The organism is Taklimakanibacter deserti, assembly GCA_003574785.1.
On record QORU01000005.1, the window covers coordinates 236831 to 261765 of the forward strand.

Consider the following 24935-nt stretch of genomic DNA (forward strand, 5'->3'; position numbering starts at 1 on the left):
CCGCAATGCTGAAGCGTATTGTGATCGTGCTCGGCGCCACCATCGTCGGCATGCTTTCATTCAATGTCGGCGAGTTGCTGATTGGGCCCGGTCGCGGAATCTCGATTCCAACTGCGCAAGCAAGGGTCGGTCGACCGCTGACGCCGATGAGCGTTGCCGGCGTCACGCGCCGGACGGTACGGCGGTGCGCCGCTGGGGTCTACAACTGCTAGCTCTGTAGACATTCAGCCCTCCACTCGGCCACCGACACTCCACTCCAAGTAGGCAAAACTATTAGGGAATTGCAACCACAGGCTTTCTCGGTATTGGGCCTAAGTCCAACTTGTCGCCGAGTAAGACTATTGCTGTGGTGGGGCCATGGATCATACGGTTCGCGGCGCGGCGTCGAGGCACGTGCTCGTCGGGCGTCCATGGATTCCATTGCTGCGCGGATTTTGGGTCGTGACACTCGGCGAGATCACTTTGCTCCTGCCGGACATGACTTTGGCGATGCTTGCGATCCTCTTTGGGATCTATGCGCTCGTCGATGGCACCATCGCCCTGGTCTCGGCTTATCGCGCACCCAGCATTGGAGCGAACTTGTGGCTCGCTTTGATCGGTGTTTGCGGCATCCTCGCCGGTCTTTTCGCGCTCCTATGGCCAGGTCTGTCGGCGCAGACATTGCTTTACTGCATCGCCGTCTGGGCCGTCGTCCTTGGCCTTTGCGAGATTGCGGGCGGCATCGCCTTGTTCAAGGTGACCTCCCATGAGTGGTTCTACTTTCTGGGCGGGTGGGTCGCGATCATTTTTGGCGCCATGCTGATATACCAGTCGGACGAAGGCGTTGTCGCGTTGGTCTGGCACATCAGCAGTTTTGCCATCGTCTTCGGCGTGCTGCTGATCGCGGCGGCCTACCGGCTGCGCAAGGAATTTGTCGATAGCGACCAAAGCGCCTTCCTAAGCGATTAGAACGTGGCGCGAGGTTGGCGCAAACCGCTTCGCACTTCTTGGTCCGATTCTGTGGTAGCTGCATCGGGTGGCGCGATACCGGAACGCTAGTAATATTTCGTCCCCCTCCCTCGCAAAGTTACTAGGTCTCACAACCGCCCTTCAACCCTAGAATGATACGCGGAATCTCGAGCATTTTAGCGAATGCGCAAGCAGAACTTCGGGGGATGCATATAAGCAGATCGCGGTGCTGGTTGCCCACTCGCAAAGGCCGCCCGCGAAGGGCTCCCACCTGGACCCCGGAAGGCATCCGGGTGGGAGAACCCACAGCACGGTCCATTCCTCCTTGCTACCCCGGAATCTCCGTGCCGCCAGGGCAGGCGGTCATGCGGGGCGCAAACGGCGAGCGGCTTCCTTTTTGGCCGGCTCCGGCCTATCCTCTCGAACCAGAACCATAAAGCCCTGAGGGAGGGAAATTGACGACAACGGCTTCCGTGTCCGGCGGCGACCCCATGGTCCGCTTCGTGAACGTGCAGAAGAGTTACGACGGCAGGACTCTGGTTGTTAAGAATCTCAATCTGGATATCGCCAAGGGTGAGTTCGTCACCATGCTGGGCCCGTCGGGCTCGGGCAAGACCACGACGCTCCTGATGCTCGCGGGCTTCGAGCCCGCCACCGACGGCGAGATCTTCCTGAACGGCCAGCCGATCAACCGCATGCCGCCGCACAAGCGCGGCATCGGCATGGTGTTCCAGAATTATGCGCTTTTCCCGCATATGACAGTCAATGAGAACCTGGCCTTTCCGCTGCAGGTCCGCCGGCTGGACAAGGCCGAGATCGAGAGCCGGGTGAAGACGGTGCTCGAGATGGTGGAGCTGCCGGGCTTCGGCAATCGCCGCCCGAGCCAGCTCTCCGGCGGCCAGCAGCAGCGCATCGCCGTCGCCCGCGCTCTGGTCTTCGACCCCGATCTCGTGCTCATGGACGAGCCCTTGGGCGCGCTCGACAAGCAGTTACGCGAGCAGATGCAGTATGAGATCCGCCATCTGCACGAGCGCTTGGGCATCACCGTCGTCTATGTGACGCATGACCAGGCCGAGGCGCTCACCATGTCGGACCGCATCGCGGTCTTCAATGACGGTGTCGTGCAGCAGCTCTCGACCCCGGCCGAGCTCTATGAGCGCCCGCAGAATTCCTTCGTCGCCCAGTTCATCGGCGAGAACAACCGGCTGCCCGGCGTCGTCGAGACTATCGCCGGCAACGGATCCTGCACGGTCAGGCTCGATTCGGGCGAGGTGGTGAACGCCTCGGCGGTGAAAGTCGCGAAGAAGGGCGACCGCACGCTTCTCTCCTTGCGTCCGGAGCGGGTGAAGATCGATCCCACGACCAACGGCACCGCCAATATCATCGACGGCTCGATCGAGGAGCTCATCTATCTCGGCGACCATGTCCGCACCAGGCTCAAGGTGGCGGGCCAGTCCGATTTCATCGTCAAGATCCCCAACAACACCGAGCGCCCCGCGCTCAAGGAAGGGATGAAGGTGAAGATCGGCTGGGCGCCCGAGGATTGCCGCGCCCTCGACGACGTTTAGCTCGGCGTCATGCCGCGCAGCCTCTCGGAGCGGCGGCGCAGCAATTCGACGCCGATGAGAAGGCAGATCGAGAGCGCCACCTGAACCGTCGCGGCGGCGGTGATCGTCGGGCTGATCATCTCGCGGATGCCGCTGAACATCTGCTTCGGCAATGTGCGCTGCTCGGCGCTCGACAGGAACAGCGCCACCACGACCTCGTCGAAGGAGGTGACGAAGGCGAAGAGCGCGCCGGTGACGACGCCCGGCAGGATGAGCGGCAGGATGATCTTGCGGAAAACGGTCAAGGGCGTTGCCCCCAATCCTTGCGCGGCGCGCTGCAGCGACCAGTCGAAATTGGTGAGCGTCGAGGTCACCGCGATCACCACGAAGGGAACCGCGAGTGCCGTGTGAGCCAAGGCTAACCCTGTGAAAGTGCCGATCAGGCCGAAATAGCCGAAAGACATGAAGACGGCGACGGCGACGACGATCACCGGAACGATCAGCGGCAGGAGGATGACGGCCAGGATCACGCTGCGTCCGGGCAGATGCGTCCGGGCGAGGCCCAGCGCCGCCATGGTGCCGAGCGCCGTCGCGGCAATGGTGACCACGACCGCGAGCTTGATGCTGAGCAGGAAGGCGCCGGTCCAGCGCGGATTGCCGAAGAAATCCTGATACCAGCGCAGCGACAGGCCCGGCATCGGATAGCTGAAATAGGGCTCGGCATTGAAGGACAAGGGCACGATGGCGAGGATCGGCGCCACCAGAAACAGGAGCACCAGCCCGGTGAAGACCCAGCCGCCATAGAACAGCGCTTTCTCGGCGGGCATGGCATAGGGGGCGGGTTTGAGCATCATGTTCAACCGAGCTTCACCTTGTCGATGCCGACGATGCGGTTATAGATGAAGAACAGGACAATGGTCGCGAGCAGCAGGATGGCGCTCAAGGCGCTGGCCTTGCCCCAGTTGTTCTCCTGATTCATGGCTCTCTCGATGGTGCCGCTGACCATCTGGTCGGCGGCGCCTCCGACCAGCGCCGGCGTGATGTAGTAGCCGAGGCAGAGAATGAAGGTCAGGAGGCAGCCGGCGCCTATACCGGGAAGCGTGAGCGGCAGATAGACCCGGAAGAACGAATAGAAGGGCCCGCCGCCGAGCGACCGCGCGGCGCGCATATAGGACGGCGATATGCCCTTCATCACGCCATAGATCGGCAAGAGCGTGAAAGGCAGCTGGATATGGACCATGGCCGTCACGGTTCCGAACCGGCTGAAGATCAGCTTGAGCGGCCCTTCCGAGAAGTTCAGGTACTGGATGAGGCCGTTGACCGGGCCGTTATCCTGGAGCAGCACGAACCAGGCCGTGGTCCTGACCAGTAGTGACGTCCAGAACGGCACCAGGATGAAGATCAGGAGGATATTGGCCAGGCGGTTCGGCGCATGCGCCAGCATGAAGGCGACGGGATAGCCGAGCGCCAGGGTGATGAGGGTCACCAGCGCGCTGATATAGAAGGTGCGCGCCAGGACATTGACATAGACGGCCTGGGATTTGGGGACGGAAACGATGCCGTTGTCGGCATTGCGCTCGAGATCGAGCGAGCGCAGCAGATAGAAATCGGTGAAGGATCTTCCGGCCTGCTTGATCTTGGCCCAGACCAGCCGGTCGCCCCATATCTTGTCGGCGGCGATGAACTGCTCCTTGTAAGGCGCTCCGGTGAACTCCGTCGACTTGTTCACCGAGCCGATGATCTTGCTGCGGATGCCCGATATCTCATAGTTCATGCGCTTGCCGACGAAGGCCGCGGTATTGTCTTGGGCGACTTTCTTGAAATCCTGGGCCAGCGCCGCATAGACCTGCTCATCGGGCAAGTCCTTGCCGTCCCAGTTCTGCAAGGCGGCAATCGTCGTGGGCAACGTCTCGGCGATGCTCGGATCATAGACGGCACGCGTCAGAAGCAGCACGACCGGTGTCGCGAAGGTGACGATCACGAACAGCAGCAGAGGCAGCACGAGGACGGCCGCGCGGAGGTGGCCCTTTCGCTCGGCGGCGGCGAACTGCCACGGCAGTCTGGGGGCGGCTGTGAGGGTGGCCTCAGTCATCGTGGGCATCGCAACAATATTCCCCTTCTCCCGCGCGGCACGCGTGGGAGAAGGTGGCCGAAGGCCGGATGAGGGCTCTTTCGTGCAGCGTGTCCAGCTTTCAAAAGCATTTGCTTTGCAGGCAAAGAGCCCTCACCCGCCCTTCGGGCACCCTCTCCCATTGCTTCGCAACGGGAGAGGGGGAAGTTGGAGAGCTTTTGCTCACTCTTACTGCGCAACCCAGACGTTGAAGCGCTCGCGCAAGGCGTCGATATTGTCGCCCCAGAACTTCGCGTTGACGATGAAGCCCTTGCTCAGATTGTCGGGATTCGTCGGCAGATCGGGCGTGATCTTGGGGTTGGTATCGGCGATCGCCTGCTTGTTGCCCGGACCATAGGAGATGTAGTTGGTCTGGTCGGCCTGGCGGTCGGCACGGCCGGCAAAGGCGATGAACTTATAGGCGGCGTCGCGGACCTTCGATCCCTTGACGACGTTCCAGCCCTGCCAGTCGAGGGCCTGATTTTCCCACATCACCTTGAAGGGCTTCTTGTCGACATTGGCGGCCGAATAGATGCGGCCGTTCCAGGCGGAAGTCAGGATCACCTGGCCGTCGGCGAGGAGTTGCGGCGGCTGGGCGCCCGCTTCCCACCACACGACGTCCTTCTTGATCGTGTCGAGCTTGGCGAAGGCGCGATCGACGCCTTCGGGCGTCGACAGGACGTTGTAGACGTCCTTGACATCCACGCCGTCGGCGATCAAGGCCCATTCCAGATTGATGAAGGGGCTCTTCTGCAGGCCGCGCTTGCCGGGATATTTCTCGAGATCGAAGAAGGCGGCGACCGAGGTCGGCGCTTCCTTCACCTTCGTCGTGTCATAGGCGAGGACGGTCGCATAGAGGATGCTCGGCACCACGCATTCGCTGGCATCGGCGCTGACGAAATCGTCGCGCTTCAGGCCGAGCTTGTCCCAGTCGATCTTCTCGACGATGCCTTCGGCGCAAGCCGCGATGGTGGTCATCGAGTCGTTCTCGACCACGTCCCAGGTGATGTTGTTGGTCTCGACCATGGCGCGGATCTTGGCGATCTCGCCGTTGAACTCCTCTTCGACGATCTTCTCGCCCGATTCCTTCATATAGGGTTCGAAGAAGGCCTTGCGGACGCTGTCCTGATAGGCGCCGCCCCATGACACGACGGTGACGCTGTCCGCTGCCAGTGACGGCAGCGAGAGCACAGCGAGAAAACAGGCAGCAGAGAACAGTTTGATTTTCATTTGGCAACCTCCCTGGAGGGCACGGACATTCGCGCCACTCTCTTCTGATGGTTAAGCGAGGGCCAGTATTCACTACTGGAGTCGCCAGTCAATCATAACCTGATTTTCGGATAAATCCATGCCGATCAATCGGTTAGGGATCCGCGTTCGAACCGCCCCGCTGGGGCGAGCGATCAGCACAATGACCTGAAAGACGCAAGCTCCAGATGGAGAAAGCCTGCCGGACCACCTGAGGAGGTCACGGCAGGCTTCTGTCCCGCGACGGCTTGGGACAAATCATCTTTGTTCAAACAAGGAACTCGCGCCTTATCTTTTGTTAAGTCCGGCTGCGAGAGCGGGCGCACGCCGACAATTGAGGAACCAATCCGCATCGACGCCGTTGGGGGCGGTGAACAGCGGGGTCCAATCATGATTCGCCTTTTCCTTGTTGCCCTTCCCGTCCGGTATTTCATGCTGGGCGCATCACGGGGCGTCGTCCTTTCACTTGCGGTTTTTGCCGGAGCCGGAACGGAATGCCGGACGTGACGTTACACCGTAAAGGAGTACCGGCCATGGAAACGGACACCAGGCCCGCGGAACTCCGGGAAGCGGCATCACGTGCCCGCGCATTTGCGCAATCTTTGGAGTCTACCGAGCTGAAGCAAAGCTTTCTCGAGCTAGCCGACAAGTGGGAGGCCGAGGCGCGAACGCTTGAAACGATGCACTGAGCGCGCAAGGGCCGATCAGTTCCCCCAGCGCGAGACGGCGACCTGAGGGTCGGCATATTCCGCTATCGCCACGAGTCTCTCTTTGTCTCTGATCGTCACGATCGGCGATTTTTGCTCGATCAGCTGCTCGCGGCGCAGCGTCTGCAGCGTGCGGTTGACATGAACGATGCTCAAGCCAAGGCAATCCGCCAGAATCTCCTGGGTGAGCGGCATCTCGAAGGTCGAGCCGTCGGAAAGCCCTGCCGCATGACAGCGCGAATTGAGCTCCAGGAACAAGTGAACCAGGCGCTCATAGGCGGTCTGGCGGCCGATCCTGATGATCTGATGCAGCAGATAGGCTTCATCCAGCGCCGTAGCCCGCTGATGGGCGCGGGTGATGTGGGGGAAATCAGGAAGGAGACCCAGACACACCGAACGCAGGGCGGACGCGTCGCAGAGCGCGATTGCCGTGCAGGCGATGAGGCTGGTCAGCGCCAAAGGCCGTTCGCGCTCGCAAAGGCCAATGGCGTCGCCCGGCAGGACGAAGCCGAAAATCTGGCGCCGGCCGTCGGACAGATAGCGGGTGCGCAGCGCCCAGCCATCGAGAATATAGTGCGGCCCCGGGATGACCTCGCCCTCGCGCAACAGTTCGGTGCCGCTTGGATGACGCTCGATGGGACCCAGCCCGCCCATCAGAAAATTGATGTCGGTCTCGGAGATCGGCGCGAGAGAACGGAAACGGCTGATCAGAGCGGAGGATTGAGCCAGCAAGGCCGCGCGCGGCATGGCAGGCCTCCCTAACGCCCTGGACTCAAATGCCGCACGGCTTCGATCACCGCCTCGACCGTGAACGGCTTTGTCAGGCGAAGCCTGGACTTGAACCGGTCGGGAAGAATGGTCGCCTCATGGCCGGTCGCGAAGACAAAGGGTATGCCTCTTCTCTCGAGCTCGTCGGCCAAGGGGAAAACCATCTGCTCGTCGAGATTGATGTCGAGAAATGCAAGATCGATGTCGGATTTGGCCAGTTGCTCCCGCGCCGCCTCGCTGCTGGCGACCGGCCCCACGACCACGCCGCCCAGCCTGGTCAGGGTCCGGCTCAGATCGGCAGCAATGAGATACTGATCTTCGACGATCAGGACCCTCTTGTTCTTGAGTAATGTCGGCGCCGCCGCCTCCACTGTTCCTACTCCCGGATCGTGATCTTATCGTCGAGCGGAATCTCCATAACGCATCTTACACCACCTTGGCGGAACTCAAGAGCGGTATTGGCCCGGAGATCATAGGGCAGGCCACGCTCGATGAGCTCCCGTCCAAACCCGTTTCTGGCAGGCGCCTGGTCGATGACCGGCACGCCGCTTTCCAGCCATTCGAAGGTCAAGCGCGGATCGCCAAGCCTTTCGCCCACGCGCCAGGAGACCTTGATATGACCCGAACGCGTCGACAGGGCGCCATATTTGATGGCGTTGGTCGTCAGCTCGTGAATGGCGAGCCCCAGGGTCTGGGCCGGCTTGGCGCGCAATTTGATCTCCGGGCCGCTGACCTCCACCTGGTCATCGAAATGCGCCGCATGGCCGACAAGCTCTTCATGGACGAGTTCGGTCAGATCGACCCCGCCTTCCGGCGACCGCGCCAGGATATTCTGGGTGCGTCCCATGGCGCTCAAGCGGCCATCGAAATGAGCGACAAAGTCCTCGAGCGTTTCCGTGTTCTCGGCGGTGCGATTGGCAAGCGAGCGCACCACCGCCAGGATGTTCTTCACCCGATGCTGGAGCTCGGTCAGCAGGAGATTCTGGCGGTTCTCCGCTAGCCGGCGGGCATGGATATTGATGCATGAGCCGAACCACTGCGACACTTTCCCGGCCGGAGACATGATCGCATGGGTCTTGCCCAAGAACCACTGATAGGTGCCCGAAGCGTCACGCAGGCGGAACTCCAGCTCGACGGGGGAACCGGTTTGCGTCGACAGCGCCAAAAGGCGCCGATATTCCTGGGCGTCATCGGGATGAAGGACGGAAAGCCACCTGGACCCCAGCCCTTCGCCCTCGGGAAGCCCGGTATACTGATAGAATGCCGGGTTCACATACTGCCATTCCAGGCTCGGCGTCGCGATGAAGAGGAAAGCCGGCACCGTCTGGGCGATATTGCGAAAGCGTTCTTCGCTTTCCATGAGCGCTTTCTCGGCCTGCGCCGTTGCGGTGACGTCCATGAACGTCAGCAGGACGCCGGCGATGAAATTTTCGACATTGCGATAGGGCAGGATGCGCACGAGATAGCGAGTCCCGCTGGCAGAATCTTCGATCTCGCGCTCGACGGTGTGCAGAGTCCGCAAGACCTTGCGGACATCCTCGTGGAGGTGCTCATAGGCGATGCGTGGCGCAATGTGCACGATCGGGCGGCCGACGTCGCTGTCGATCAGATGGAAGATCTCGGCGACCGCCGGCGTGAAGCTCCTGATCCTGAATTCATTGTCGAGAAAGATCGTGGCGATCTGGGTGCTTTCCAGCAGGTTCTTCAGGTCGCTGTTGGCGCGGCCCAGCTCATGAACGCGGTGCGCCAGCTCGCCATTGACCGTCTGCATTTCCTCATTGACCGACTGCAGCTCCTCCTTCGATGTCTCGAGCTCTTCATTGGCGGATTGCAGCTCTTCATTGATCGACTGATATTCCTCGTTCGAGGATTTGAGTTCCTCATTGGTGCTCTCGAGCTCCTCGATCGTCGCTTGCAGCCTGTCCTTGGTCAGCCGCAATTCCGATTCGATGCGCTGGACATGCTCGTCGCGGATCACGCCGGAACTCGAATTATCGCTGGGCGTCTCGTCTTCCGTGATCTCGGCATCCTGGAAGAAGACGACGAAAGCCTGCGGCTCGCCGGGGTTGTTGTTGAGCGGCTCGACAATGATGGAAACCCCGAGCCGATCGCCATTCAGCCCCATGACGATTTTTTCGGTCTTTACCGAAACCTTCTCGGCCGCGGCCTTGAGCAGTGAAGCGCGCAGGTCCAGGCGCAGATCGCGGTGAACGAGGCTCAGGAGATTGAGGTTGGCGGAGCCGGAAGCCGGCTCGAGAAAGCGCCCGGTGCGCCCGGAAAAATGCAAGACCTCGCTCTGGTCATCGACGATGATGTAAGCCGGGGTGTAGCGCTCGGCAATGCGCTCGGCACGCCTGGCAATGCCCGGCTCGACGGTGCGGCCTCTCGCCGTGGCACGAGGCTCGCCTCCCTGCTCGGGCCTTTCGATGCGCGTTGCCAGCGGAAATTCCGGCAGCACGCGCGTGATCGTGTCCTGGCGCTGGAATATGCGGTGACGCCTGTCGATGGGAGAGAACAGCTTGGCATGCCGCGTCACGCTCTCCGATGGTCCGAGGAACAGATAGCCGCCGGACCGCAATGAAAAATGGAACAACGGGATGATGCGGCTTTGCAGATCGGCATTCAGATAGATGAGCAGGTTGCGGCAGGAAATCAGATCGATGCGCGAGAAGGGGGCGTCCTTGATCAGGTTATGCGCCGAGAAGATGCACATCTCGCGCAGCTCCTTGACCACGCTGTAGGTGTTTCCTTCATGCACGAACCAGCGCGCCAGCCGCTCCGGCGACATGTCGCGGGCGATGGACTCGGAAAAGCGCCCGACGCGTGCCGCGGCCAGCGCCCGCCCGTCGATATCGGTCGCGAAGATCTGCACATGCGGCACCGAATCTATGCGCGCCAAATGCTCGCGCAGCAGAATGGCGATGGAATAGGCCTCCTCGCCGGTGGCGCAGCCGAGGACCCAGATCCTTATATGATCGCCCGTCGCCTTGCCTTCGAACAGCTGGGGTATGACGCGGCTTTCCAGAAGTTCGAATTCCTTCGTGTCGCGGAAGAACTGCGTCACGCCGATGAGCAGATCCTGGAAGAGAAGATTGGCTTCATCATTGTCGGACCGCAGGAATTCGGCATATTTGTCGACCGCATCGATCTGGTTGACCTGCATGCGGCGCTGGATCCGCCGCAGAAAGGTGTTCTGCTTGTAATTATGGAAATCATGCCCCGTCTTGTTGCGCAGGATCGTGGCGATGCGGCGGACTTCGCCCGGTTCCGGCTGGAAACTTTCTCGGGCGCCGGCGGTATCGGTGCGATGGGCGAGATGGCTTGTAAGCCTTGCGACGATGTCTTCGCGCGGCAAGAGATAATCCACGATGCCTGTCGGATTGGCCGGATTGGGAGCGATCCCATCCACGAGCTCGGCCACCGCCAGTCCGCCCGACTCCTTGAGCGCGGTCAGGCCCAGAGTGCCATCGCCATTGAGTCCCGACAGGATGATGCCGATGGCCCTGTCTTCCTGATCACTGGCGAGGGACAACAGGAAACTATCGACGAGGCCCTTCTGCGCGCCGCTCTTTCCTTCGATGACGAACCTGGATTTCTTGATGGTCGAGACGCGATCAGGCGGAAGAATATGGATGGTGTGGGCCTCGATCCTGTCCTTCGTCGCCGCGACCTTGGTTTTAAGACCGGAAACCTGTCCGATCATCTCGCCGAGCTTGTCGGGTGAGCCCGGGTAGCCGGGAACCAGGACGATGAAGGAGGCGTCATGGCCGGCCGGCAGGCCCGCAAACAGCCGAGTCAGGGAATCGATGCCGCTTTCCGGCGCCGCGATGAGGACTACGCCCGATATCTTAGGCTTCTTTTCAGATTTGGGGTCGTCGGCCACCGTCTTGTTCACTCATTCGTCATCAGGTCATCGACTGATCATAGCGATTCCGGACCGTTCGGCATAGCTGCCGGAATCGCACCCTTCCGCGTCAATCGAAGCTCGGAGTTTTTCGCTTCGAAAATCGCCGCAAGCGCTGTGGTAAGTTCCGCTGACATGCCAGTGCTCGAGCGAACGGAAGTTCCAACAATACTTGCTCTCCGCCGCCATTTGATTCGCCTATGTTAAGGCTGCCCTCGCGCCAGCTCCTATGGTCAATCATCACGGCACTCCACGTTTGCAAAACAATCGAGCGCCAATAGCGCCGCCAGGGAGGCGATCATGAACGACACGCGCATAGAGGACGATCCGATCACCCGTGTCCGCGAGGAAATGGAGATCATCACCGCCGACGGAAGATGCGCCGGCCATGTCAGCGCATGCACGGCGAGCCTGATCTTCACGAGCACATCCGATCAGCCCATACCGAAGGAGTGGATTAGACGGGTCGATCGCGAGGTCTATATCTCCAAACGCTCCTACGAGCTCGCTCATTGAATGGACTGGCCAAGCCAGGGAGAATTCATATGACTACCGGCTATTTCAATTCGGCGCAGCTTGCGGCTCTCTATAAGGAGCTCGAGCAGGAATGCGCGGAATTCAAGCGTGAACATGGCCATGTGACGGCCGCCCAGCACAACCTCATCGCCGCGCGCATCATGGCGGCGGCACGCGACAATCCGCCACCCAAGGCGCCGCTGGAGGTCATCGGCCCGCACGGAACCTGAATCACATAGGTTAATGTGGCCATCGGCTCGCCCCGTAGAATTATGAGGCGCAATCGTGTGATCCGATGCGCCGCGGAGAGGCCCCTTGCAGTCCGTAGCGAGGGGGTCTCTCCGCCCCAAAGGAACAGCCATGGTGCAGCGACTCAAACGTCAACCGGACCGACTTCTTATCCTTGCCCGCCGCGCGCGACGGTTCGCGGGCGAGGAAGATGGCCTGCTGGCCGATCTCTATCGCGAACATGCCGCCATTTGCGAAAGCAAGGCGGCAGCCCAGGCGATGCGCCGGAGGAAGTCGAAGCCGCCCGCAAAAAACTGACGATTACTCACCGGCGGACGAAGGCGCAGGTCTGGCCAGCCGGTTGATGCGCTTGATGGCATCGCGAACGACCTCGGCCTCTGCGTCGAGCTCCGTGATTCTGTCCCGCCACATCTTGGCGCTCGCCGGACGCGATGTGCGTTCCGCCTGACCTTCGAGATCCCGCGCGATCTCTGCCCGTTCTTCGAAGGAGCGCAACGCAACGGCGAGCGCCCGTGACACGGAATCCTCGAGCGCGATATTCACCAGGTCGGCCGAGAAGGCATGGCCGACATGGCAGCGATATCGCAATGTATCGCCTTCCTCGATCTCCCACATGACGCCGTCGCACTCTGGACAGGTGATGACCGAGCGGCGGCCAATCCGGTCCATCAAGCCAATGGTCGATTTGCCGGTTTTTGCCATTTCGACCTCGTGCTGAAGGTTTTCCGGGACATCGCCCGGCACGGCGGCCGGCTCGCGGACCAGCTCGTTCAGCAAAGCCGGTATCGCCGCCAGTGTTGCGACATGATCCACATTTCCCCTTCGCAGCGCCGTTGCCGGCATCTCGGCGAAGGCCGCGTCTTCCGGATCCTGCACCACCGTCTTCCCTCCGCAGTCGCCCAGCGCGTGAATGCCGGCACTGCCGTCAGTCATCGTCCCGGTCATCAGGACCCCGATCGAACGGTGGGCGCAGCATTGGGCCACCGATCGGAACAACGGATCGATCGACGGCCGGGAATGATTCTCACGGCTTCCGATGCCCAGCGACAACAAACGGCCATCGTAAATCAAATGACGATCGGGCGGGGCCAGGTAAATGCGCCCGTGCCGGGCCGGCTCGCCATTCTCGGCGAAATGCGCCGGCATCCTGCCCAGCTGGGTGAGTATGCTGTCGATCCTTGACGTGAATCTGGGCGACAGATGCATCACGACAAGAAGCGCTGCCGGAAACTCTTTCGGAAGTTCGGACACCAGAAAACGCAAGGCATCGAGCCCGCCGGCCGATGTGCCGATCGCCACTATATCGCGGTTTGCCATCGTTCTTCCTTGCGAAGCCCCAACGAAGAGCAATGCGGGACAATCGCGGTATGTTCCTAAATGGCGGCGTCAATCGCAGCTCGGGAGGGTGTCACCAGACCTAAGCCGATAGTACTCCTCCCAGTGCCATCCCGATCAGCAAGTCGGATCTTGAGCGTCTATCGTATCCAGGCAAAGGAAAAGCCCGTCAGACGGGGGTTGGGGGTGGTGCCGACAACGGGCTTTGTGAGTTCCGCTTGTCCTCCAGTTTCGGAGGCTGAGAGAACTATAATCCGCGCGCGCCGTGCAGCCTTAACCTGTGTTAAGGGTCGCTTCCCTGGATGGCGAAAGCCCGTCTAACCTCCGGCGATGACGGCCAGGCGGATTTTCCCTTCCGCCTCGGGAACTGTGCTAAAACCAGCCATGGATAAGGCCACGACATTGGCTCATCTTGCGCTGGCCGAGCGCCATGTCGCGCGCGGCTATGAGCATATTGCCAGCCAGATACGCATCATCGCCAGCCTGGCGAATGGCGGTCACGACACGGCGGTAGCTGAAAATCTCCTGGCGACCTTCGAGGACATCCAGAAAATGCACCTGGCCGATCGTGACCGGCTCAAGAAGGAGCTGGCGGAATATCCCCGCTGATGGAGTCTAGAACCGATAGAACCGCCGCGCATTGTCGTGGAACAGCGCCCGCTGGTCGTTCCCTGAGAGATGCGCCACCGCCTCTTTGAAGTTCTGATAGATCTCACCGTAGCTCATCTGCAACGCCGCCACCGGATAGTCGGTGCCGAACATGGCCCGCTCGACGCCGAAGGCGTCAAGGCAATCCTGCACCACGCCCCTGATGCTTTGCGGTGTCCAGTCATGATCATAGGCACCGGGATTGGAGATCTTGAGCGCCACATTGGGCCGCGATGCTACAAGCCTCAACGCATCGCGCCATCTCTGCAGGCCGGCGGGATTGCGGTCGATCGGGCTGCCGCAATGATTGACGATGATCTGGAGCTGAGGAAAAGCTTGCGCCACATCGAAGACGGCCTCGCCCTGATAGGGATACATCATGAGCTCGAGATGGAGTCCCGCCTCGCTCAAGAGCCCGATATCGCGCCGCCAGTCCTTGTCATAGGCAAGATCGGGACGCGTGATGAAGCTCTTCTGCGGCAGGGTCGGATGATGGCTCAATATGGCCCTGATCCCGGCTACCCGCTCGATCGCCGCCTGCCGCGCGATGACGTCGCGGGCTTCAGGAGCGCCCAAGGGCGCCCGCGCCACGTAGCGCAAGGCCACATCTTGTGTTTTGTCGAGGCCTTCGAGCCACAATGTCTCGCCGAGCGCGTCGTCTTCCTGCCATTGCGCCTCGATGTGGACGGTGCCGACCACATTATGGCCGGCAGCGTCTTTCAGGTAGTCGGCGACCAGATAGTCGCGTCTGAGCGGCGCGAGGCTACCCAGCGCTTCCGTGGCGCCTTCGACCGGCATGAGCCAGCGATGCTTGCCCATGCCGTAATCCCACAGATGATGATGCGCATCGATGATCGGCCCGTCATACACGCCTGTACACCCTTATCTCAGATCTTATTATCGGCCGCGACGGCTTCCGAATAGGTCGGCCGCGAGGCGATGCGATAAGGAAACACCTTGCGCAAGGCGACGAAGAAGACCGGCGTCAGGAACAGGCCGAAGAAGGTGACGCCGAGCATGCCGGAGAACACCGCCGTGCCGAGCGATTCGCGCATCTCCGCACCCGGGCCCGTCGCCAGCATCAAGGGCAGCACGCCCAGGATGAAGGCGAAGGCGGTCATCAGGATCGGCCGCAGGCGCAGCTGGCAGGCTTCGACCACCGCGTCCACCGCCTGAAGGCCGCGCTCCTCCGCTTGCTTGGCGAATTCGACGATCAGGATGGCGTTCTTGGCGGCAAGGCCGATGAGCACGATGAGACCTATCTGGGTCAGGATGTTGTTGTCGAGGCCGCGCAGATTGACGCCGATCAGGGCGGCGAGGATGCTCAAGGGCACGATCAGGATGATGGCGAAGGGCAGCACCCAGCTTTCATATTGCGCCGCGAGCGCCAGGAACACGAACAGCACCGAGAGCCCGAAGATGATGATGGCGGTGTTGCCGGTCGAGCGTTCCTGGTAGGCGAGCTCGGTCCACTCAAAGGACGTGCCCTGCGGCAAGGTCTTGGCGGCGAGACCCTCCATCAGGTCGAGCGCCGTCGTCGTCGACACGCCGGGCGCCGCATTGCCCTGCAGCGGCACCGAGACATACATGTTGTAGCGCTGGATGAGAGCCGGTCCGGTCACGTCGCGGATCGAGACCAGCGTGCCCAGAGGCACGAGAGCGCCTGCGGCAGACCTGACCTTCAACCTGCTGATGTCGGTGCGATCCATCCGGTGCAACTGGTCGGCCTGCGCTCTGACCTGGTAGACGCGCCCGAAGGCGTTGAAGTCATTCACATAAGATGTACCGAGATTGATCGACAGCGTCTCGAAGATGTTGGGGATCGGCACGTTCAGCATGCGCGCCTTGTCGCGGTCGATCTCGAGGAAGAGCTGCGGGCTCGAGGCCGAGAAGGTGGTGAATACGCCGGTGAGGCCTTGCGTCTGGTTGGCCTGCTGCATCATGCCATAAGCGAGGCCGAGCACCCGGCGCACATCGGCCGTGTCGCGCTCCTGCAATTGGATCTTGAAGCCGCCGGAATTGCCGATGCCACGGATGGGCGGCGGCGGGATGGCGATGATGAAGGCTTCCTGGATCTGCTGCAGGCTGGCATAGAGCTGGCCGATGATCTGATTGGCGTTGTGGCCTTCCTTCAGCCGGTTCTCGAAGGAATCGAAGCGCGCAAAGACGACGCCGGCATTGGAGGCGTTGGTGAAGGTGGCGCCCGAGAAGCCGGCGAAAGCGACCGAATCGGTGACGCCCGGAGTCGCCGCGATGATCTTGGAGGCGCGCTGCACCACCGCATCGGTGCGCGACAGCGATGCACCGTCAGGCAGCTGGATCACCACGATGGCATAGCCCTGGTCCAGGGTCGGAATGAAGCCCCTGGGCGTCGCCTGCAGCGCATAGACGGTTCCGGTGATGAGGGCGGCGAAGACCGCCAGCATGGCGATAAGCGAAATCCAGCTCTTGACCAGGAAGCGCACCACCTTGCCATAGAATTCCGCCACGGCGTCGAAGCCGCGGTTGAAGCCGTCGCCCGCCGCCTTGAGCCAGCGCACCAGGAAGAAGCGCGGCGGTGTATGGCTGTGCGGCCGGAACAGCAGTGCCGCCAGCGCCGGCGACAGAGTGAGCGAGTTGAGCGCCGAGATCACCGTCGCCACCGCGATGGTGACGGCGAACTGCTGATAGAACTGGCCGGAGATGCCGGGGATGAAGGCGGTCGGAACGAAGACCGCGACGAGCACCAGCGAAATGGCGATGACCGCGGCACCCACTTCGTTCATGGTGCGATGCGCGGCCGTCGCCGGATCGAAGCCCAAGCCGATATTGCGCTCGACATTCTCAACCACCACGATCGCGTCGTCGACCACGATGCCGATGGCGAGTACCAGGCCGAACAAAGTGAGCATGTTGAGCGAGAAGCCGAAGGCATAGAGGAAGGCGAAGGTGCCGATGAGCGACACCGGAATGGCGACGATCGGCACGATGGCGGTGCGCCAGGACTGCAGGAAGATGAGGACGACGATGACGACCAGGAGTGCCGCCTCGAAGATCGTCTTGTAGACCTCCGAGATCGATTCCGAGATGAACTCGGTCGGATTGTAGATGATCTGATAGGCGAGCCCGGGCGGGAAGTCCGCCTTGAGCCTTTCCATCGTCTGGATGATCTCGTCCGCCGAGGCCAGCGCATTGGTGCCCGGCCTCTGGAAAATGCCCAGCGCCACCGCGGGCTTGCCGGTGAGATAGCTGTTGGTGACATATTCCTTGGCGCCGAGCTCGATCCGTGCCACGTCCTGGAGTTCGATGAGCCGGCCGTCCTCGGTCGACTTGACGATGACATAGCGGAACTGGCGGGGGTCCTCGAAGCGCCCTTGCGTCGTCACCGTATATTCGAAGGCATTGTCGCCGGGCGTCGGGGGTGCTCCGATCGAGCCGCCGGAGACCTGGACGTTCTGGTCGCGCAGCGACTGGACGACGTCGCTCGCCGTCATGCCATAGGCAGTGAGCTTGTCGGGATCAAGCCAGATGCGCAGCGAATATTCGCGCTCGCCGAAGATGATGAGATCGCCGACGCCGTCAAGGCGCAAGAGGATGTCGCGCACTCTGGAGCGCGCATAGTTGGAGACATAGAGCTGGTCGTAGCTCTCGTCCGGCGACAGCATATGCACGACCATCATCAGGTCGGGCGAGCTCTTGGCGGTGACGATGCCGAGGCGGCGCACTTCCTCCGGCAGCCTGGCTTCAGCGATCGCCACCCGATTCTGCACCAAGACCTGCGCCTGGTCGAGATCGGTGCCGAGCTTGAAGGTGATGGTGAGCTGCATCGAACCGGTGGCGGTCGAATAGGATGACATATAGAGCATGCCTTCGACGCCGTTCACCTCCTGCTCGATGGGCGTCGCCACCGTCTTGGCGACGGTGTCGGCATCGGCGCCCGGATAGGTGGCGCGCACCACGATGGTGGGTGGTGCTATCTCGGGATATTGCGCGATCGGCAGCTGCGTATAGGCGATGCCGCCGATGATCAGAAGCACCAGCGACAGGACCGTCGCGAAGATCGGACGGTCGACGAAGAAATGCGAAAACCTCATTGACCGGCTCCGCCGGCCGCCTGTTCGGGGGGCAACGTCACGAGCTCGGGCTTGACCGTGACGCCGGGCCGGATGCGCATGAGGCCGTTGATGACGATCGTCTCATTGCCGGTGAGGCCGGAGCGCACCACGCGATAGCCGTGGAGCTTGGGTCCGAGCCGGATCGGCTTCGGCGTCACTTTCCCGGCATCGTCGACCACATAGACGATGCGGCGGTCCTGGTCGGCGCCGATCGCATCGTCGGGAACGAGGATCCCCTGATAGGGCAGCGAGCCCGGCATGTTGACGCGCCCGAAGAGGCCGGGTTGCAGGATCAGGTCCTTGTTGGGGATCTGGGCGCGGATGCGCATCGTGCCGGTTGCCTGATCGATGCGGTTTTCGGCGAAATCGAGCTTGCCCGAGACCGGCGATTCCAAGTCGTCGGCGAGCCTGACCGTCACATCGAGGCCTCCCGCCCCTTCCTGCAGGCTCGCCTTGCGCGCTCTCGCATCGCGGGCATAGGCGAGGAACTGCCGCTCATCGACATCGAAATAGAAATCGATTGGATCGAGCGACACGATGGTGGTGAGCGCCGTCTGGTCGGCCTGGACGAGATTGCCGACCGAGACGAGGCGGCGGTCGATGCGGCCCGCGAGCGGTGCTTTGATTTCGGTATATTCGAGCTCAAGCTGGGCGCGCACCACGGCCGCTTGCGCGCCTTGCACCTGGGCCACGGCGGCGAGATATTCGCGGCGCCGATCGTCGAGCGTGGAGACCGGTATGTTGCCCGTCTGCGACAGCTTCTCGGCGCGATCGAACTGGATCTTGGTGAAGTCGACCAGCGTCTGGCCGACATTGAGGCTGGCTTTTGCTTGATCGAGCGCCGCCTGGAAGGGGCGCTGGTCGATGGTGAACAGGAGATCGCCCGCCTTGACGATGGCGCCGTCCTTGAAATGCACCTTGTCGAGATAGCCGCCGACCCGTGAGCGTACCGTCACCTCGTCCACCGCCGCGAACCGCCCGATGAACTCGTCGTCCTCCACGATCTCGCGCACCACGGGCTTCGCCACCGTGACCGGCACGGGACCATTCTGCGCCTGGGCGAAGGCGGGAAGCGGCAGCGACAGGACGAACAGAACGGCGGCTGATCGTGCAAACGAAACTCTATTGAGCATGACGGATGTCCAGCTGGCCCGAAGCGAGGCATTACGGCAATTTAAGAATGCGATAAGTGTGCAGTCGCACAATCATTGTCAACTGGCGGGAATCGGATCGCTGGCAGGCTCCAGGCTAAGCCTCTGAAATGGATTAGCTTATTACTGTCACTATGACGTTTAGGTCAGCTCGGTCCGGTCATGCTCTTCGTCTCAGCAAGCACCACTCGTTGAGATCGGAGCATCTTGCTCGAAAGAGCCCTCATCTTTCTCCCACGTTACGCGTGGGAAAAGGGGAATGATGGAGAGTACCTGATCAGGTGCTGCGCTTCCTCGCCGCGAGGGTCCGCAGGCGCAGCGCATTGAGGCGGATGAAGCCCGCCGCATCCTTCTGGTCATAGGCGCCGCGGTCGTCCTCGAAGGTGACGAGCTCATTCGAATAAAGCGATTTCGGCGACTTGCGGCCGGTGACGATGACATTGCCCTTGTAGAGCTTGAGCCTCACCGTGCCTTCGACATTCTCTTGGCTCTTGTCGATCATCGCCTGCAGCATCTCGCGCTCGGGCGCGAACCAGAAGCCGTAATAGACGAGCTCGGCATAGCGCGGCATGAAGCTGTCCTTCATATGAGCCGCCTCGCGGTCGAGGGTGATCGATTCGATCGCGCGATGCGCCACATGCAGGATGGTGCCGCCCGGCGTCTCATAGACGCCGCGCGATTTCATGCCGACGAAGCGGTTCTCGACCAGGTCGAGACGGCCGATGCCGTTGTCGCGGCCGAGATCGTTGAGCGCGGTGAACAGGCTCGCCGGCGACATCGCCTTGCCGTTGAGCGCGATCGGATCGCCCTTCTTGAACTCGATCTCGATCGAGGTCGGCTTGTCGGGCGCCTCTTCCGGCGCGATGGTGCGCTGATAGACATAAGGCGGCGGCTCGACCCACGGATCCTCCAGCACTTTGCCTTCCGACGAGGAATGCAGCAGATTGGCGTCGACCGAGAACGGCGCCTCGCCGCGCTTGTCCTTGGTCACCTGGATCTGGTGCTTCTCGGCGAAGTCGATGAGATCGGTGCGGCTCTTGAACTGCCATTCGCGCCAGGGGGCGATGACCTTGATGTCGGGATTGAGCGCATAGGCGGTGAGCTCGAAGCGCACCTGGTCGTTGCCCTTGCCGGTGGCGCCATGGGCGACGGCATCGGCTCCGGTCTCCTTGGCGATTTCGATCAGCCTTTTGGCGATGAGCGGCCGCGCGATCGAAGTGCCGAGCAGATAGACGCCTTCATAGAGCGCATTGGCGCGGAACATCGGGAAGACGAAATCGCGGATGAACTCCTCGCGCACGTCCTCGATGAAGATCTCCTTGATGCCGAGCCTCTGGGCCTTCTCTCGCGCCGGCTCGATCTCGCCCCCTTGGCCGAGATCGGCGGTGAAGGTCACGACTTCGGCGCCATATTCGGTTTGCAGCCATTTGAGGATGATCGAGGTGTCGAGGCCGCCGGAATAGGCGAGCACGACTTTCTTGACGCTGCCGCGTTTGGACATGAGGGTTTATCCGCTATCTTTCACAAAAATCGCGCGCACTATACTCAGGGAACCGGCAAACACAATGCGGCCAAAGCTTCATTTCTGGTACGAATTCGCCTCGACCTATTCCTATCTGGCGGCGCTCCGGATCGAGGCCCTGGCAAAAGAACGAAATATGGACATCGCCTGGCGGCCCTTCCTCCTGGGACCGATCTTCAAGGCGCAAGGCTGGGATACCTCGCCCTTCAACGTCTTTCCGGCGAAGGGCGCCTATATGTGGCGCGACATCGAGCGGCTCTGCGACGCGCAAGGGCTCAAATTCCGACGCCCTGAGCCCTTCCCGCAATCGAGCCTCATGGCGGCGCGAATCGCCTTGACCCCCGAGGTGACGCCGAAGCGGCCTGAATTCTCGCGCCGCGTCTATCTGGTCCATTTCGCAGAAGCGGCGCGGATCGACGACGAGGCCGTACTCCGCGGCATCGTCGAAAGTCTGGGCCTCGATGCCGACACCGCCCTCACGCAAGCACGCAGCGATGCGGTGAAGCTCGGTTTGCGCCAGGCCACGGACGAGGCGATGCGGTTGAAACTTTTCGGCGCGCCGAGCTTCGTGACGCCTAAGGGCGAGGTCTTCTGGGGCAATGACCGACTGGAGATGGCGCTGGATTGGGCATTGCAGGAAGACTGAGCTGCCTAAGATATTCTCCCACACTAAAGCGTGGGAACGGCGGTGCCCAGCGCCGGTAGGGTGTACATTTCTCTTGCAGTCGTGGGCCAAGCGGTGAGATTTTGTGAACATTAGGACCGAGCGTTATACGCCGCGGCACCAAAGGTGCCCGCGTTTTGTTTCAAGGCTGAAATGGACCGCCGAGGAGTGGAGACTATGCGGCGATGGTTCCGCTGGGTGACGCGCATCAGCTTGGGACTCGCCATTCCAATTGTATTCGTCGTGGCATTTATCATTCTGAATCCACTGGGCGCAGTGATACTGCTCTATTCGTTAGTCGGGAATACGCACCCTCCAGCGATCGCAGAGGATCAATTTGCCGGCGCGAGCTGGCCAAGTCGGACCGAGGCCAGCGCAAAATTGACCACGCTATTGCAGCGGAAATTCCCGGTTGGAACGAGCGAAGACGCGCTGAGAGCGACGCTCTCAAGCCAGGGATTCAAGCCCCTGTCTCCACCCCCTGCCGACTGCCTGCCGGCCGGGCAGCCGGCGCCCATAGGTAGAGCTGTTACGACTTGCCCGACACACGACCAAAGCAAGATCCTCGAGTATCGCTGGGGCGTCGTCTGCGGCGAAACCATCACTATCCGTTGGTGGACCGACGATCGCCATGCGATCACAGGGCTGGACGCCGCCTACTACGTCGCCTGTCTGTAACGCTATACGCTCTCGTCAGGACAAATTGTGCCTACCCTCTTGCTGTTTCGCGCCGCACTGCTTGCTGCTGCGTTGCGTCTGCGGGGCGAGGATTGACGGCGTCGGCGTCCCGGCGAAAGCCCGCCATCCGCCCGGCGATTGCCCAATAGACGAGCCCCGCAATGAGGGCGGAGAGCGCGACCGCAAGCGTGAGCAGCCAGCGGTCGAGAGTCATGCCCGAGAACCAATCGGGCATCAGCAGCAATCCGGCGCTTGCCGCCAGGAGCAGCGAGATGAGGAGATGCAGCCAGAGCTGACACAGGCTGAAAATTTCGGTGATGAGCTTGAGGATCGCCGCCGGGATGCAGGTCAGTATCATCACGATCGACATGCTGTAGAAGAGGAGGACGGGCGCGATGAAGAGCGCGACAGGAGCAAGGCCCGCTATCTGCCAGACCTGGCTTTCGGGATAGAAAGAACTCATGATCAAGAGAATGCTGGGAAAGGCGCCGGCGGCTGCCGCAAGCGCGGCGAAATAGCCGAGCACGACGAAAGCGATGCGCTTGGCGATATGAACGATCATGCCGTGATGTCCTTCGTCATGAAAACCGAATTCGGATCATGCTTGTAGCGGGCGAAAGGCCCGCAGAACCGGTAGCCGGCACCTTCATAGAGCTGAAGGGCGGCATGACTCTTGGGGCCGGTCTCGAGATCGATGCGCGAGAGCTTCAGCTCCCTGGCTTTCGTCTCGACCGCGTGAAGCAGCATCTTCGAGAGTCCAAGGCCCCGCGCGGCCGGGCGGATGAACATGCTCTTGAGCTCGCCCGATCCATCCGAATGGCGAAGAAGAGCGGCGCAGCCGATCAATGCCCCCGCAAGCCGCGCGGTCCAGAAGATGATCTCCGGCCGGTCGAGCAGATGGAGCGGCAGCGTATGGACGCTCTCCGGCGGATAATTCGCGTGGGAATAGGCGACGCGCTCTTCGATCAGTTCGGCAATTTCGCGGCCGCGCGGCGCTTCGATGGTGATGACCAGATGCTGATCCGGTCCGCGCATCAGGCGCTGGCCGCCGCCGTATCGAGCGCCAGGCGCTCCTTGGCCCGCATGCGCTGGCTTTCCGACTTGAGCTGGCCGCAGGCCGCCATGATGTCGCGTCCGCGCGGCGTCCTGACCGGCGAGGCGTAGCCCGCCCGGTTCAGCACTTCAGCGAAGCGCTCGATCGTGTCCCAGTCCGAGCATTCATATTGCGTGCCGGGCCACGGATTGAACGGGATGAGATTGACCTTGGCCGGAATGCCCTTGAGCAGCTTGACCAGGCGCTTGGCATCATCGAGCGTGTCATTGACGCCCTTGAGCATCACATATTCGAAGGTGATGCGCCGCGCATTGGAAAGTCCCGGATAGGCGCGGCAGGCATCGAGCAATTCGCTGATCGGATATTTCTTGTTGAGCGGCACCAGCTTGTTGCGGATCTCGTCCGTCGTGCCATGGAGCGAGATGGCGAGCATGGTGCCAATCTCGGCGCCGGCGCGCACGATCTCAGGGACTACGCCCGAGGTCGAGAGCGTGATGCGCCGCTTCGACAGCGATACGCCCTCGCCGTCGGAGACGATCTCCATCGCGTTCTTCACATTGTCGAAATTGTAGAGCGGCTCGCCCATGCCCATGAGCACGACATTGGTGACATAGCGCCCACCGAGCGGCGGGGTCGGATTGGCCTCGAGCTGATGCGGCCATTCTTCCAGCCGGTCGCGCGCGATGAGCACCTGGCCCGCGATCTCGCCCGCGGTTAGGTTGCGCACCAGCTTCTGCGTGCCGGTGTGGCAGAAAGTGCAAGTGAGCGTGCAGCCGACCTGGCTCGAAATGCACAAGGTGCCGCGGTCTTCCTCGGGGATATAGACCATCTCGACTTCATGGCGCTGGCCGCGCTCGTCGCTGGGCAGCCTGAGCAGCCATTTGCGCGTACCGTCGGTCGAGATCTGCTCGGTCACGACTTCCAGCCGGTCGATCGAGAAGACCTCGTCGAGCTTCTGCCGCAGTTCCTTGGAGATATCGCTCATGGCGGCGAAGGAGGTGACGCCCCGGTGATAGACCCAGCTCCAGATCTGGCGCATGCGCATGCGCCGCTGCTTTTCGGGAACGCCGGCCTTGGCCAGGGCCTCTGTCAATTCGGCGCGCGTCAGCCCGATGAGCGGCAGCTTGGCTGGCCCGGCGGGAGACGGCTCGCGCGCGACGCTGCGGCCGATATCGAGGGTGACGGCGGTCATAATGCGGGCCTAATAGCAGAAAGCCCTGAAAATAGGAAATGGCCGGCCCTATTTACAGGCCGCGTCGATCTTGGCGAGCGCCTGGGCCAGGCCCTTCAGCGAATAGGAATCGAGTGTCTCGGTGCCGCGCCAGGAAGCGCCCTTGACGGTGAGCTTCTGGCCCTTCTTCATCGCCGTCACGATTTCCTTGTCCTTGGTGGCGGTATCCGCCCAGGCGCCGTCGCCATTGGCGAAGAGCTCGAAATCCGTGGCATCGATGCTGAGCTGGACCGGGGTGTCCTTCTTGAACGGGTAGCCGATGATGGTCGACACCTCGTTGCGGACACTCTGGCTGGGCCTATGGGTGACGAGCAGGAAGGCCGGGTCGCGCTTGGCGTTCTTCGGCTGCTGCGCCTTGGGCTGGGAGGAGACGTAGCAGACCTTGCCGTTCTTGGTCTTGTAGGTGTAGGCGGCCCAATCGCCGAACTCGCCGAGCGATGTCGGCTCGGGCGACTGCGCCAAAGCAGGCGCCAACCCCGCCAGAACCGTCAGTGGCGCCAGAACCACAGCCCATGCAAAAGGCTTGCACGTCATGTCAGAAACCTCATTCCCATCACCCGC

25 protein-coding genes are annotated in these 24935 nt (G+C 61.7%); 10 read left to right on the forward strand and 15 right to left on the reverse strand.

Translation table 11 applies throughout. The features are described 5' to 3' along the window. The first annotated feature begins 5 nt into the window (after positions 1-5). The 3 genes from DS839_RS12155 to DS839_RS12165 all read left to right on the forward strand — a co-directional run bounded on the left by DS839_RS12155 (position 6) and on the right by DS839_RS12165 (position 2516). Entirely contained in the window at positions 6-212 is a 207-nt protein-coding gene (locus DS839_RS12155) for a hypothetical protein (RefSeq protein ID WP_119270594.1), read from the forward strand. A gap of 145 nt (positions 213-357) precedes the next feature. Next, a complete protein-coding gene (locus tag DS839_RS12160; protein ID WP_119270595.1) occupies positions 358-948 on the forward strand; it encodes an HdeD family acid-resistance protein in 591 nt (196 codons plus the stop codon). A 491-nt stretch (positions 949-1439) separates the two neighbouring features. Next, positions 1440-2516, forward strand: coding sequence for an ABC transporter ATP-binding protein (locus tag DS839_RS12165; RefSeq protein WP_119270596.1), 1077 nt, complete (start codon positions 1440-1442; stop codon positions 2514-2516). On the opposite strand, the gene DS839_RS12170 is transcribed toward DS839_RS12165, so the two are convergent. The 3 genes from DS839_RS12170 to DS839_RS12180 form a co-directional block, all read right to left on the reverse strand. Further along, entirely contained in the window at positions 2513-3346 is an 834-nt protein-coding gene (locus DS839_RS12170) for an ABC transporter permease (protein WP_119270806.1), read from the reverse strand. The two genes, DS839_RS12165 and DS839_RS12170, sit on opposite strands and share 4 nt — an antisense overlap. A 5-nt stretch (positions 3347-3351) precedes the next feature. Continuing rightward, a complete protein-coding gene (locus tag DS839_RS12175) occupies positions 3352-4587 on the reverse strand; it encodes an ABC transporter permease (protein ID WP_119270807.1) in 1236 nt (411 codons plus the stop codon). Positions 4588-4794: 207 nt separating this feature from the next. Further along, a complete protein-coding gene (locus DS839_RS12180; RefSeq protein WP_119270597.1) occupies positions 4795-5835 on the reverse strand; it encodes an ABC transporter substrate-binding protein in 1041 nt (346 codons plus the stop codon). Positions 5836-6386: 551 nt separating this feature from the next. Between DS839_RS12180 and DS839_RS36405 the strand changes: the two genes are divergently transcribed. Further along, a complete protein-coding gene (locus DS839_RS36405) occupies positions 6387-6542 on the forward strand; it encodes a hypothetical protein (RefSeq protein ID WP_162918473.1) in 156 nt (51 codons plus the stop codon). Between the two features lie 15 nt (positions 6543-6557). On the opposite strand, the gene DS839_RS12185 is transcribed toward DS839_RS36405, so the two are convergent. The 3 genes from DS839_RS12185 to DS839_RS12195 are packed head-to-tail and all read right to left on the reverse strand — an operon-like array spanning position 6558 to position 11223. Beyond that, positions 6558-7307 carry a Crp/Fnr family transcriptional regulator gene (locus DS839_RS12185; protein WP_119270598.1) on the reverse strand — a complete coding sequence of 250 codons (750 nt, stop codon included), beginning with the start codon at positions 7305-7307 and terminating at the stop codon, positions 6558-6560. Between the two features lie 11 nt (positions 7308-7318). Continuing rightward, the gene (locus tag DS839_RS12190; RefSeq protein WP_119270599.1) at positions 7319-7699 is read right to left on the reverse strand and encodes a response regulator; all 381 of its coding nucleotides are present in this window, start codon (positions 7697-7699) and stop codon (positions 7319-7321) included. Positions 7700-7704: 5 nt separating this feature from the next. Then, positions 7705-11223, reverse strand: a complete 3519-nt coding sequence (locus DS839_RS12195) for a CheR family methyltransferase (protein WP_119270600.1) — start codon at positions 11221-11223, stop codon at positions 7705-7707. A 309-nt stretch (positions 11224-11532) separates the two neighbouring features. On the opposite strand from DS839_RS12195, the gene DS839_RS12200 reads away from it, so the two are divergent. The 3 genes from DS839_RS12200 (at position 11533) to DS839_RS12210 (ending at position 12294) form a co-directional block, all read left to right on the forward strand. Beyond that, positions 11533-11748, forward strand: coding sequence for a hypothetical protein (locus DS839_RS12200; protein WP_119270601.1), 216 nt, complete (start codon positions 11533-11535; stop codon positions 11746-11748). 29 nt (positions 11749-11777) lie between these two features. Continuing rightward, the gene (locus tag DS839_RS12205) at positions 11778-11978 is read left to right on the forward strand and encodes a hypothetical protein (protein WP_119270602.1); all 201 of its coding nucleotides are present in this window, start codon (positions 11778-11780) and stop codon (positions 11976-11978) included. 130 nt (positions 11979-12108) lie between these two features. Beyond that, positions 12109-12294 (forward strand): hypothetical protein, encoded by a 186-nt coding sequence (locus tag DS839_RS12210; protein ID WP_119270603.1) that lies wholly within the window; start codon positions 12109-12111, stop codon positions 12292-12294. A gap of 3 nt (positions 12295-12297) precedes the next feature. Here the strand turns inward: DS839_RS12210 and DS839_RS12215 are convergent, their stop codons facing one another. Then, positions 12298-13314 carry a chemotaxis protein CheB gene (locus tag DS839_RS12215; RefSeq protein WP_119270604.1) on the reverse strand — a complete coding sequence of 339 codons (1017 nt, stop codon included), beginning with the start codon at positions 13312-13314 and terminating at the stop codon, positions 12298-12300. A gap of 402 nt (positions 13315-13716) precedes the next feature. Between DS839_RS12215 and DS839_RS12220 the strand changes: the two genes are divergently transcribed. Further along, complete coding sequence (locus DS839_RS12220; RefSeq protein WP_119270605.1) at positions 13717-13941, forward strand: hypothetical protein; 225 nt, start codon at positions 13717-13719, stop codon at positions 13939-13941. Between the two features lie 6 nt (positions 13942-13947). Here the strand turns inward: DS839_RS12220 and DS839_RS12225 are convergent, their stop codons facing one another. From DS839_RS12225 to DS839_RS12240, 4 genes are all read right to left on the reverse strand, one after another. Continuing rightward, positions 13948-14850, reverse strand: a complete 903-nt coding sequence (locus DS839_RS12225) for an amidohydrolase family protein (RefSeq protein WP_368911557.1) — start codon at positions 14848-14850, stop codon at positions 13948-13950. A gap of 17 nt (positions 14851-14867) precedes the next feature. Then, complete coding sequence (locus tag DS839_RS12230; RefSeq protein ID WP_119270606.1) at positions 14868-18053, reverse strand: efflux RND transporter permease subunit; 3186 nt, start codon at positions 18051-18053, stop codon at positions 14868-14870. Beyond that, positions 18050-19207: an efflux RND transporter periplasmic adaptor subunit gene (locus DS839_RS12235; RefSeq protein WP_119270607.1), complete on the reverse strand. Its 1158-nt coding sequence runs from the start codon at positions 19205-19207 to the stop codon at positions 18050-18052. Before DS839_RS12235 ends, DS839_RS12230 begins: the two co-directional genes overlap by 4 nt. Before the next feature lie 295 nt (positions 19208-19502). Continuing rightward, entirely contained in the window at positions 19503-20726 is a 1224-nt protein-coding gene (locus tag DS839_RS12240; protein ID WP_119270608.1) for an argininosuccinate synthase, read from the reverse strand. Between the two features lie 64 nt (positions 20727-20790). Between DS839_RS12240 and DS839_RS12245 the strand changes: the two genes are divergently transcribed. Both DS839_RS12245 and DS839_RS12250 read left to right on the forward strand, forming a co-directional pair. Next, positions 20791-21393: a 2-hydroxychromene-2-carboxylate isomerase gene (locus tag DS839_RS12245; RefSeq protein WP_119270609.1), complete on the forward strand. Its 603-nt coding sequence runs from the start codon at positions 20791-20793 to the stop codon at positions 21391-21393. A 195-nt stretch (positions 21394-21588) separates the two neighbouring features. Next, on the forward strand, positions 21589-22089 hold the full coding sequence (locus tag DS839_RS12250; RefSeq protein WP_119270610.1) for a hypothetical protein: 501 nt from the start codon (positions 21589-21591) through the stop codon (positions 22087-22089). 31 nt (positions 22090-22120) lie between these two features. Here the strand turns inward: DS839_RS12250 and DS839_RS12255 are convergent, their stop codons facing one another. From DS839_RS12255 to DS839_RS12270, 4 genes are read right to left on the reverse strand one after another with little or no spacing between them, the layout of a single operon-like run. Next, complete coding sequence (locus DS839_RS12255; RefSeq protein WP_119270611.1) at positions 22121-22651, reverse strand: hypothetical protein; 531 nt, start codon at positions 22649-22651, stop codon at positions 22121-22123. After that, positions 22648-23124, reverse strand: a complete 477-nt coding sequence (locus DS839_RS12260) for a GNAT family N-acetyltransferase (RefSeq protein WP_119270612.1) — start codon at positions 23122-23124, stop codon at positions 22648-22650. Before DS839_RS12260 ends, DS839_RS12255 begins: the two co-directional genes overlap by 4 nt. Continuing rightward, positions 23124-24335, reverse strand: a complete 1212-nt coding sequence (rlmN, locus tag DS839_RS12265; protein WP_119270613.1) for a dual-specificity RNA methyltransferase RlmN — start codon at positions 24333-24335, stop codon at positions 23124-23126. Before rlmN ends, DS839_RS12260 begins: the two co-directional genes overlap by 1 nt. A gap of 48 nt (positions 24336-24383) precedes the next feature. Then, complete coding sequence (locus DS839_RS12270; RefSeq protein ID WP_119270614.1) at positions 24384-24908, reverse strand: invasion associated locus B family protein; 525 nt, start codon at positions 24906-24908, stop codon at positions 24384-24386. Positions 24909-24935 lie beyond the last annotated feature (27 nt).